Genomic DNA, 10,183 nt, shown 5'->3' with positions numbered 1-10,183 from the left:
TGAACTTGTCCACAACCCCTCGGTTTTGCTCGATAATCTGCGCCTGCAGGTCAAGGTAAATGTTGATGAGAGCGACAACTTGCTCTGGCGGCAAAGCCGCGGTAATGGCGGAGAAATTGCGAATGTCCGAGAAGAGCACCGTGCAATGCCTCAGCTCCCCACCAGTTTCCGGAGGATCCCCCATGGCCGCGCGTTTGCGGATCATGTCCACGGTGAGCTTAGAGACGAACTTTTGCATGTGCAGCCGTTCGCGCAGCTGGCGAATCATCCGGTTAAAATCGGCAGCAAGTTGCCCCAACTCGTCCCGCCTGCGTACGGGAACGACCACTTCCAAGTCGCCACCGCCCACGGCGCGCGCGGCCCGGGAAAGCTGGCGGATCAGTGCCGTCATGCGCTCGGCAACCAAGTAGATGACCAGCGGGGAGAGGACAAAGACCCCCACCAGCGCAGCCAAAAGGGTATTGCGCGCGCGACGCACCGGTGCCCAGAGCTCTGCCTTGGAGAAACCGATCACCGCTGCGCCCAACAGGAGGCGCTGGGTCGTGTCGCCAGTGCGCCGCATGGCGAAGATGGGTTGGAAGTACTGATAGGTGGTATCGCCCACCTCTCGCCAGTGCAGGCCTTCCAGCCGATTGAGGATGGCGACCTCTTCATTGCTGAGTGTGCCGCCCCGCAGGCGATAGTCGCTGTGCGCTACGATGCGCCCGTCACGTGCCACCACCGCAGCGTACTGGAAGCCGTCGATCCCCAGCTTTTTGAACCGCAGCACGATGTCCTGAATCCTGTCCCGGGCGGTGCCTGCGCCTGCGGCCTCCAGTAGCATCTCTTCGCGCGTGTACTCACTCAGGTTGCTGGCTAACAGATTGCAGGTGTTCTGCAGGCGCTGGAGCAGGATAGTCCGGCCGGTCTGGTAGAGGACGGCGCTTAGCACCACCACTGCCACAAAGACGATGCCCGATATGATCAGGGTCAACTTCAACTTGATGGGCATCGTGGCGATCCAGCCGAGAACCGTTTCCAAGCGCTCGAGGGCGGAAATCCACCAACCAGCACGGCTTCCGCCTGCCCGGGCCTGTACGGCGCGAGAGGCCTCGCCTCTATGCTGCCTGATCCCGGGCGTTGGTAGTTTGCGTCTCTGCACGGGCTTTGCTACCGTCTCTCAGCGAACTATGATTTCTTCCACCTGGAAGTGGTCAAACCGGGCGGCACGATCCTTTTCCACCACCCGGTCCAAATAGTAGATGAGATACACCAGGATGAGCACGGCCAGGAGCATGATGATGACGGACCGGCGGCGCACCTGGGTTTGCAGGACCGGGGACCTCCGAAAATGGATGCGCCGCTGGTCTGCCTCCGATTGGTCCTTCTTCGGATCGTAGAAGAGCGGCTGGTAGGAGAATCGCCTCACCTCTGGACGCCTACCGAAAAACATGGAAGTTCACCTCGCTCCGTGCGCCGCCCCATGCCCATCGACGCAGTCAAGGGCTCTTGCGACTGAACGTTGCCAGCCGTTCGCAAACCAAGTCCTGCAGGCTATTGGCCAGTGGGGTCGGCGCGGTGTAGTTGTTGGCAATCATGGCAAAGGCCAGCTCCTCTTGATCGGCCGTGCGGACGTAGCCGGAGAGGCTGCGCACGTGCCCAATGAAGCCGGTCTTGGCGCGCACGTTGTTCTCTGCCGCGGTCCCGCGCATGCGGCTTCGGATAGTCCCGTCTACGCCTGCAATCGGCAGCGAATCGTAGAAGAAACTGCCCGTGGTGTGGCGGCGCATCCCACGCAACAGAGCGACCACCGCCTTGGGCGTTACCATATCCAGACGCGAGAGCCCGGATCCGTCCACCATGCTGATGACCTCCGGGTCAATGCCGAAGCCGGTCATCACCTCTTTGACCACCTCCGCCCCATGGGCCGCGTCGCCGGTCCCCTTGCACTCGGCACCTAACGTGCGAAGGAGCAATTCGGCATAAAGGTTCTGACTGACCTTGTTGATGGTTGTGACCAGTTCGCTCAGGGGCGGCGAGCTGTATGTGGCGAGCACCCGCAGGGAAGCTGGGTCTGGTCGAAACCCAGGCAGAGAGTCGATGTCAACGGCTCTGCCCTCCACCGCAATTCCCTGCTCGATCAGGGTCTGGCGGAAAACGTGTGCGGCAAAAAGGGTGGGGTTTTCCACCGAAAACCACTCCCTGACTTCCCCGGCATCGACGGCGATGCTGCCGTGGATAGTGACGCGATTGGTCCCTGGAGCCCGGTCGAAGGTCACGCCTTCGGCGCGCCCCCTGGGCGCCGTCCGCACCAGACAATTCACCTGCACATAGTCGGTGGCAGGCTCCAAGCGAAACTGCACCGGGGCTCCCACGCTATCGCCGGGGGTGAAGATGATGTCCATGCAGTTGTCGTTGAAGGAGAGGGCACTGATCTGCGCAGCGTAGTAGTCGGACTGATAGTCCCACGACCAACCCGCGCCCAGGATCTCATCAGCGAAGTAGTTGTCGTCGCCGATGATGTCCCCTTTAACCCTGCCAATTCCCAGGCGGCGCAGGCTGTCCGCCCACGCTTGAAACACGGCGAGCATGTTGCCGCCGTGGTACCGCCCGGTGATGCTGGGGTCACCGCTCCCTTTGATGACAAGCGGACCTTGCAGCACGCCCTCGCGCACCTTCCCCGGGGTTAAGAGCGCCGTGCGGTAGCGGAACTCCGGCGAGAGCTTGACCAGGCCAGCCGCAGTGGTGAAAAGCTTCATGTTCGAGGCAGGCATGAACTCTTTGTCCTCGTTGCGCAGGTAAAGGTACTCGCCGTTGCGCAACGATTGAATGGCCACGCCCCAGTGAGCGTTCGCGAAAGCGCGGTCGCTGAACAGATAGTCTAACTCCGCCCGCAGGCGATCGACCGCGATGCTGGGCTTGGTGCGCTGCAACGAGGGGGCGCAGCCAATTGCCACCAGCAGGAGCACAGCAGCCAACAGGAGCATCTTCCTTGCGAAGCGCATGCGCATAGTCATCCTCCGGCAGGGGAAGTCTTCATTGAGACGGTGCCCGTAGAGTGACGCCCAAGCCGGGTCGCTCAGGCAAAATGAGCGTGCCGTCGCACAAGGTCACGCCTTCATATGGATCTTCGGCCAGCAGAAGATGGCCGTCCAAGTCGACATAGTCCACCAGTGGCGCAAGGTGCGCTGCCGCAGTGATGCCCACGGAGCTTTCGATCATGCAGCCCAGCATCACTTTGAGGCCGTAATGACGCGCCAGGCGGATCATCTGGAGCGCCTCGCGCAGCCCGCCGCACTTGCTCAACTTGATGTTGATGCCATCATAGACACCCACCAGTCCCGGGATGTCAGCGGCGACGCGGCAGCTTTCGTCGGCAATGAGGGGCAGAGTGACCTGTTCCCGGAGCCAGCGCACGGCTGCCAAATCGCCGGCAGGAAGGGGTTGCTCCACAAGCTCTACCCCTTTGTCCTCAAGCCACCTGATGGTGGCTGCCGCCTGCTCCGGATTCCACCCCTCGTTGGCATCCACGCGCAACGGCTTGTCGGTCAGCTCGCGCACTGCCTCGACGATGGCATAGTCGTCGCGAGTGCCCAGCTTAACCTTGAGGATCCGGTACGGCTGTGCCTCCAGGACTTTGCGGCGGATCTCCTCAGGCGCGGCGATGCCCAAGGTGAAAGAAGTTGGCGGGATGGGCCCCAATTCCACACCCAGCAGCTGGTAAAGGGGTTGGTCTTGCTGCTTGGCCCAAAGGTCAAGCAAGGCCATTTCCAAGGCAGCGCGCGCAGCGATGCTCTCCATTGAGAGCCCCGGCAGGACCGCGAGCGCTGCCTCAGGTGAGAGGAGTTGGTGCAGGGTCGCGGCTACCTTCGCCACCTCGGCGATGCCGCGCGCCACCGACTCACCGTAGCGCGGCGACGGCGCGCCTTCGCCCAGGCCCAGCATCCCGTCCCACTCGACTGCCACATAAAAGTTTTCGCTCACATCTTCCGCGTGCCGCGCGATGCGAAACGTATGCCGCAGCGGCAAACGGACCGGGTATGCGGTGACTCTCATGTTGCTCCTAAGTTGCATCGTCGCGCTATCAAGTTAGCCAAAAGGGCCCAAATAATCAAGTGGTTTTTGCCCGCCCGTGAGCCACCCCGGAGCCTTGGGGGAATGCTAGCGGTAGTGGCTCTGCGGGACTTAGCCTTCCTCCCGATGCATAGCGTTCCCTAACGAGTTTGTCCTGGTGCTCCGCACCGGGGTCACCGAACCAGTCTGCGACAAATTCTCCATTGATTGTGTTGCCGATCTTCTGTACCTTTTCTCCTGTCACAGTGGCGGCTATGCCAGGTCCGTTCCCTTCACCAATTCGCACAAGGAGCAGCAGTGGAAAATTCGTTTGATAGACTCGTTGCCATCATGGCGCAGTTGCGCGGCGAGAAGGGCTGTCCATGGGATCGCGAGCAGACCCATCGTTCCCTCCGCCAATTCCTCCTCGAGGAGGCCTACGAGGTCTTGGAGGCCATTGATCAGGAGCGCTATGACGACCTGAAAGAGGAACTGGGCGATCTGCTGCTGCAGGTGATATTCCACGCCCAAATCGCCGCCGAAGAGGGGCGCTTCACCATCGAGGATGTGGTGCGCGGCATCAATGACAAGCTGGTGCGCCGCCATCCGCACGTGTTTGGCAACGCCGAAATCCGCACGGCCGAGGAGCAAACCGTCCACTGGGAGAATGTCAAGCAGAACGAGGGCAAGGAATCGGTGGTGGATGGCGTGCCGCGCGAGCTTTCGGCGCTGCTGCGCGCCCACCGTGTGCAGAGCAAGGCAGCGACCGTGGGCTTCGATTGGGAGAACGTCGAGCAGGTCTGGCCCAAGGTGGAAGAGGAGTTAGCCGAGCTCCGTCGCGCCTGCCAGCTCGGCGACCAGAGGAAGGTGGAAGAAGAACTCGGCGATGTGCTCTTTTCGTTGGTGAATCTCTCGCGCTTTATCCGCGTCAACCCGGAGGACGCACTGCGCGGCACGGTGGACAAGTTCGTGCGGCGCTTCAAACAGGTGGAGCAGGAGCTCAGGCAGCGCGGCATTTGCCTTCGGGACGCGTCGTTGCAGGAGATGGACGAGGTCTGGGAGCGGGTCAAGCGCCAGGAATCATGATGGCTCAGGGGGTCCTCTCCGGGGAGAAGGCCTTCCTTTGTGACCTCACCGCCGCTTTTGCCCCGATAGCTCGGCAAAGGCCTCTGCCAAGGTGGCGCAGGTGTTCTCCAAGGCCTCCGGCACCACTTTGGTGTGGCCGAGGATGGGCATGTAGTTGGTATCCCCTACCCAGCGAGGGACCACGTGGCAATGGAGGTGGTCCTCCACGCCAGCTCCAGCGGCCTTGCCAAGATTGAAGCCGATATTGAAACCCTGCGCCTTCAGCGTCACGGTCAGGGCCCGAGTGCTTTGGGCAATCAAGGCCATCATTTCCCCTTGCTCCTCGGCGCTCAGCTCGGCCAGGTCTCCCACATGGCGGTAAGGCACCACCATCAGGTGGCCGTTGTTGTACGGGTAGTAGTTGAGGATCACAAAGCAATGCGTGCCTCGATAGGGGATGAGGTTGCGGCGGTCATCGTTCTGCCGCGGCTTGGTGCAAAAGATGCAGCCGCGCGGCTTGGCTGACTTGATATATTCCATCCGCCACGGTGCCCATAGCGTGTCCATACCCGAGCCTCCGGTGCAAAAGGAGGGGGCGAGGATTTGCTCCTCGCCCCCTCGGTCGGTGTCTATTCTCGCGCTGCTCCTACTTGGAGCGCTCTCGTTCGCGCTCGGCTTTCGCCTCTTCGATGACTTTTGCCTCCAACTCCTTGGGCAGCGGCTCATAGTGCGAGAATGAGCGGGAATAGGTGGCACGGCCTTGGGTGATGGACCGCAGGGTGGAGGCGTACTTGTGCAGCTCCGCCAGCGGTACCTTGGCCCGCACGATCTGATAGTGCCCTGCCGAGTCCATGCCCAGGATGCGCCCGCGCCGACTGGACAGGTCGCCCATGACCTCGCCCATGTTCTCCTCGGGAACCTTCACCTCGATATCGTAAATGGGCTCCAATAGGATCGGCTTTGCGTTGAGAAATGCCATCTTGAAGACCTCGCGGCCGGCAATCTGGAAAGCGATGTCCTTGGAATCCACAGGGTGTTCCTTGCCGTCGTAGACAATCGCCTTGACGTCTACGATCTTGTAGCCGGCCAGCGCGCCCTCTTCCAATACCTGCCGCACACCCTTTTCCACCGAGGGGATGAAGACAGAGGAGATGGCGCCGCCCACCACTTGGTTTTCAAACTCGAACCCGGCGCCGCGGGGCAAGGGTTCCACCTTCATCCACACTTCCGCGAACTGCCCTGCGCCACCGGTCTGTTTCTTGTGTCGGTACTTTTCATCTGCCCTACCGGTGATGGTTTCGCGGTAGGGGATGCGCGGCCTCTGCACGTCCACGTCGACCCCGAATTTCTCCTTGAGGCGCTTGATAATCACGTCCAGATGCAACTCTCCCTGCCCGGCAAGGATGGTTTGCCGGAGCTCGGGGTTCACTTCCACGGTGAAGCTGGGGTCTTCATCGCGGAGCGCTTGCAGTCCGTTGGAGATCTTCTCCTCGTCGCCCTTGCTCTTTGGAACGATGGCCACCTCGGTGACCGGCGCAGGGAAGACGATACCCGGCAGCAGCATGGGCTCTTTCTTGGCGGTAAGGCAGTCGCCGGTATGGGTGTTGCGCAGCTTGACCAGGGCGCCGCAGTCGCCAGCCACCAATGCGCCCACCTCTTTGCGCGTCTTACCGTTGACCACGTAGATTTGGCCAATCTTCTCGGTAGTGCCATTGGTGGCGTTTAGCACCTCCTCGCCCATCTTCAGTGTCCCGGTGTAGACCCGCACCAGGGAGAGTTCCCCCAAGTGGGCCTCTGCCACCGTCTTGAACACCAGCGCTGCCAGGGGAGCAGCCGGGTCCACTGGTCGTGTGCACTCCTGGCCGGTGCCTGGTACCGTGCCCTTCACGGGCGACAGGTCGGCCGGTGACGGGCAATAGGTGGCGATAAAGTCCAGCAGGAGGTGCGTGCCGATGTTCTTGGTGGCGGCGCCGCACAACACCGGCGCCAGCGCGCCTTTCAAGATGCCGGACTTCAGCCCCTTGGCAAACTCCTCTGCCGAGAGCGAGCCCTTCTCGAAGTAACTCTCCAAGATGGCGTCGTCGCACTCGGCGACCATTTCCACTAACTTCTCGCGCAGGCCATCCGCCTTGCTCTTCAGCTCGGCCGGGATGTCCGCGGTGGTGTAATTGCCGCTGCCGTCGGTGCTGAACGTGACCAGCTTCATGTGCACCAGGTCAACGATCGTCTTGAACTCCGCCCCTTCGCCCACAGGGAATTGGAGCACGGTCACGTTGTGGCCGAACCGCTCCTGGAGGGCCGCCACTGTCTTATCGAAATTGGCGTGCTCTTTGTCCTCCCGGTTCACAAAGAAAAGATGCGGCGTTCCCTGCTTGGTGATGACCTCCATGGCGTTCTCGGTGCCAACGGCGATGCCCGATACGGCATCAACCAGGACTACTGCCAGGTCGGCCACCCGCAGGGCGCTCACCGCGTCGCCGAAGAAATCCGCGTACCCCGGGGCGTCGATGATGTTGATCTTGACATCCTTCCAATGGCAGTGCATGAGTGAGGCGCTTATGGAGATCTTCCGTTCGATTTCGTCTGCCTGGTAGTCGGAAACTGTCGAGCCGTCTTCAACGGTGCCCATGCGGGAGGTCTCTCCTGCAGAGAAGAGGATGGCCTCTGCCAGCGAGGTCTTACCCACGCCGCCATGGGCCACAAGAGCGATGTTTCGCAAGTCTTTGCTGGTAATCTCTTTCACCCTTATCTCCTCGTTGCTGTGATAGGTCAGATGCGCGCCGGAAGATCGGACGCGCTGCTATTTACCTTGAGAACTGCTTGCCCCCAACCGTAGCCTGAGTACCCGGCCTGTCGGCGTTTTGGGCAGGGTCTGGTGAAACTGCACCGTCTTGGGCCGCTTGTAGACCTCCAGGTGCTCTGCGCAGAAGGCGATGAGCTCGTCAGCAGTGACCGTGGCACCTGGCTTCAGTGCCACATGGAGCTTCACCTCCTGGCCATGCACTGGGTCAGGCACGCCAACCGCAGCTGCTTCGGCGACAGCCGGATGCCCCAGCACCACCTGCTCGATTTCGTGGGGATAGATGTGAAACCCACCCTTGCAGATGACTTCCTTCTTGCGGGCGATCACGTAGAAGTAGTGGTCGGCATCCGCCATGCCGATGTCGCCAGTGTGCAGCCAGCCCGATTTCAGCGCCCTGGCGGTCTCCTCGGGGCGGTTCAGGTAGCCCTTCATCACATTTGGCCCCTTGACCACGATCTCGCCATGCTCGCCCGGGCGCAGGGGTCGGTCGTCGCTGTCGACGATGTTGAGCTCCACGCCCAACATGGGGAGGCCCACCGAGCCAGGTTTCCGCTCGCGGTCCAAGCGATTGCTGGTGACGATGCCGGCTGCTTCGGTCAACCCGTAGCCCGCAAGGACTAAGGTGTGGGCGAAGCGCTCCTCGAATTGGTGCCGAAGCTCCTCGGACAGGGGCGAGCCCGAAGTGAGGCAGTACTTCAGCGACGACAGGTCGTCCGTCTGCTGGGCAGTGTCCAGCAAGGCTTGGAGCATGCCCGGCGCTGCGGCCATACAGGTGACTTCGTTCTGCGCGATGGAGCTGAGGATTTCGCGGGGCCGGAAGCGATGGTGAATGACAAGCTGCGCCCCCGCGTCGATGGCGGCGTTCATTGCCGCCGTCTGCGCAAATGGGTGGTAGAGCGGCAACACGGCCATGATGCGGTCTTTCGGCGACAGAAGCAGCATGGTGCGGCACATGTTGGCTGCCGACGTCAGGTTGGCGTGGGTCAATTCTACCCCCAGCGGCGGACCCGTGGTGCCGGCCGTGTAGATGATAGCCGCAGTGTCCTCTTCCTGCACTTGGGCCGGGTTCTCGTCAGCCGAGGACTGGGCGATCAAGTGCGGCAGGCTCTGCGTGTCGGCCGGTATACGCTCACCCAGGAAAACCAGGCGCACAGGGTGCGGCAGTGAAGAGGTGGCTGCGAGGACTGTGTTCTTGAACCCACCCCAGGCAATCACCACCTGAGCTCCGCTGTCGACCAGCACCTGGCGGAGCTCCTCGCGCCCCAAGAGGATGTTCAGCGGCACCACTACCGCGCCCGCCCAGAGCGCCCCGTAGTAGCTGATCACAAAGTGGGGCAGATTGGGCAACAGCAGCGCCACCCGCGAGCCCGGCTGGACACCCAGCCCCTTGAGCCCCTTTGCCAGACGTCGCACTGCCTCCTCGAGGCGTCCGTACTCGATCCGATGCTCATTGAAGACTATCGCCGTGGACTCTGTGTGTCTCTGCGCAGTATTATGCAAGAGACCCGTTAGTGTAGGCACAGCACCTCCAGACCATCGCACAAGAGCGCTTTGGGGCTTTCTGTTGTCAACGTCCTGCCTGCTGACGCCGATGCTTCCCACCCTGGGCAGGGCGCCGATCAAGGCTCCTTAGTATAAAACAAAACAGGCAAATAGTCAAGAGGAAAATCGCCGCTCCGTTGGGCTCTGGCTGTGTAGGCCACTATCTGCTCCCGGCCTGTTCGTCTGCTGCAGCGCAGCTTTGGGAGCACCTGCCCAGGAAGTGAACAGCGCGAGGGCCCGAGCACCCGTGGTTGGAAGGTGTCTTAGATTTGCACATCTTCACGAGCGAACAACCGAAAAATTACAAATCGTTTACCAACATCGGAAATTCCTCTTGACTTTGTGCTGAGAAGCGATATATTTGGGTCGTGAAAATCGATATGTGGGTCTCGAGCGCGTTAGGAGGTCAACATTTAGTGGGAGGTCACGGGTAGAGCCAAGGCAAGACCGTTAAACCTTAAACCCCCATATACCGAGCCAAGAGTAGGGCGCGGTTCAATGCAGCAACTGTGCGGATGGGAGGTGGTTGTAGAGTGGGACGACATCTTCGGCGTACGCATTGAACCGCGCTTTCCTTTTCTCCCCCGACCAATGTCAGCCTTCCCCCGAGCGTGAGTCGGCGAGCATAGTTAGTGGTCCGCGTCGTCACCGACCGGAGTCCGTGCTGGGCGACCCATTCCACGGTAGGACCTGCTTTCATGCCCGACCCCGAGACTGCCGCAAAGCCTCCCGCGCTTGTTC

Annotated in this window: 8 protein-coding genes; 1 reads left to right on the top strand and 7 read right to left on the bottom strand. The window is 61.2% G+C overall.

Features of this window, described 5'->3' with window-relative positions; all coding sequences use genetic code 11:
• From H5U38_08530 to H5U38_08515, 4 genes are all read right to left on the bottom strand, one after another.
• On the bottom strand, positions 1-991 hold a 991-nt coding region (locus tag H5U38_08530), incomplete at its 3' end, for a HAMP domain-containing protein (GenBank protein ID MBC7187064.1).
• A 168-nt stretch (positions 992-1,159) separates the two neighbouring features.
• Entirely contained in the window at positions 1,160-1,432 is a 273-nt protein-coding gene (locus H5U38_08525) for a hypothetical protein (GenBank protein ID MBC7187063.1), read from the bottom strand.
• Between the two features lie 46 nt (positions 1,433-1,478).
• The gene (gene dacB, locus H5U38_08520) at positions 1,479-2,990 is read right to left on the bottom strand and encodes a D-alanyl-D-alanine carboxypeptidase/D-alanyl-D-alanine-endopeptidase (protein ID MBC7187062.1); all 1,512 of its coding nucleotides are present in this window, start codon (positions 2,988-2,990) and stop codon (positions 1,479-1,481) included.
• A 25-nt stretch (positions 2,991-3,015) separates the two neighbouring features.
• Positions 3,016-4,035 carry a dipeptide epimerase gene (locus H5U38_08515; GenBank protein ID MBC7187061.1) on the bottom strand — a complete coding sequence of 340 codons (1,020 nt, stop codon included), beginning with the start codon at positions 4,033-4,035 and terminating at the stop codon, positions 3,016-3,018.
• Between the two features lie 315 nt (positions 4,036-4,350).
• Here H5U38_08515 and mazG point away from each other — a divergent pair, with 315 nt between their 5' ends.
• Positions 4,351-5,118 (top strand): nucleoside triphosphate pyrophosphohydrolase, encoded by a 768-nt coding sequence (mazG, locus tag H5U38_08510; GenBank protein MBC7187060.1) that lies wholly within the window; start codon positions 4,351-4,353, stop codon positions 5,116-5,118.
• 45 nt (positions 5,119-5,163) lie between these two features.
• Here mazG and H5U38_08505 read toward each other — a convergent pair whose 3' ends face one another.
• The 3 genes from H5U38_08505 to H5U38_08495 form a co-directional block, all read right to left on the bottom strand.
• Positions 5,164-5,664: an HIT domain-containing protein gene (locus H5U38_08505; protein ID MBC7187059.1), complete on the bottom strand. Its 501-nt coding sequence runs from the start codon at positions 5,662-5,664 to the stop codon at positions 5,164-5,166.
• 79 nt (positions 5,665-5,743) lie between these two features.
• The gene (fusA, locus tag H5U38_08500) at positions 5,744-7,840 is read right to left on the bottom strand and encodes an elongation factor G (protein ID MBC7187058.1); all 2,097 of its coding nucleotides are present in this window, start codon (positions 7,838-7,840) and stop codon (positions 5,744-5,746) included.
• 57 nt (positions 7,841-7,897) lie between these two features.
• Positions 7,898-9,421 (bottom strand): AMP-binding protein, encoded by a 1,524-nt coding sequence (locus H5U38_08495; GenBank protein MBC7187057.1) that lies wholly within the window; start codon positions 9,419-9,421, stop codon positions 7,898-7,900.
• Positions 9,422-10,183 lie beyond the last annotated feature (762 nt).

Source organism: Calditrichota bacterium, from assembly GCA_014359355.1.
Taxonomy (GTDB): Bacteria; Zhuqueibacterota; Zhuqueibacteria; order JANLFK01; family Oleimicrobiaceae; genus Oleimicrobium.
Note: the sequence above shows the minus strand (reverse complement) of the source record. Positions and strands in the feature narration are given on the sequence as shown.

What these genes read in the sequence shown, in the direction of transcription:
- H5U38_08515 (MBC7187061.1), bottom strand. Translation starts at nt 4,035, where the DNA reads ATGAGAGTCACCGCATACCCGGTCCGTTTGCCGCTGCGGCATACGTTT.
- H5U38_08525 (MBC7187063.1), bottom strand. Translation starts at nt 1,432, where the DNA reads ATGTTTTTCGGTAGGCGTCCAGAGGTGAGGCGATTCTCCTACCAGCCG.
- H5U38_08505 (MBC7187059.1), bottom strand. Translation starts at nt 5,664, where the DNA reads ATGGACACGCTATGGGCACCGTGGCGGATGGAATATATCAAGTCAGCC.
- dacB (MBC7187062.1), bottom strand. Translation starts at nt 2,990, where the DNA reads ATGCGCATGCGCTTCGCAAGGAAGATGCTCCTGTTGGCTGCTGTGCTC.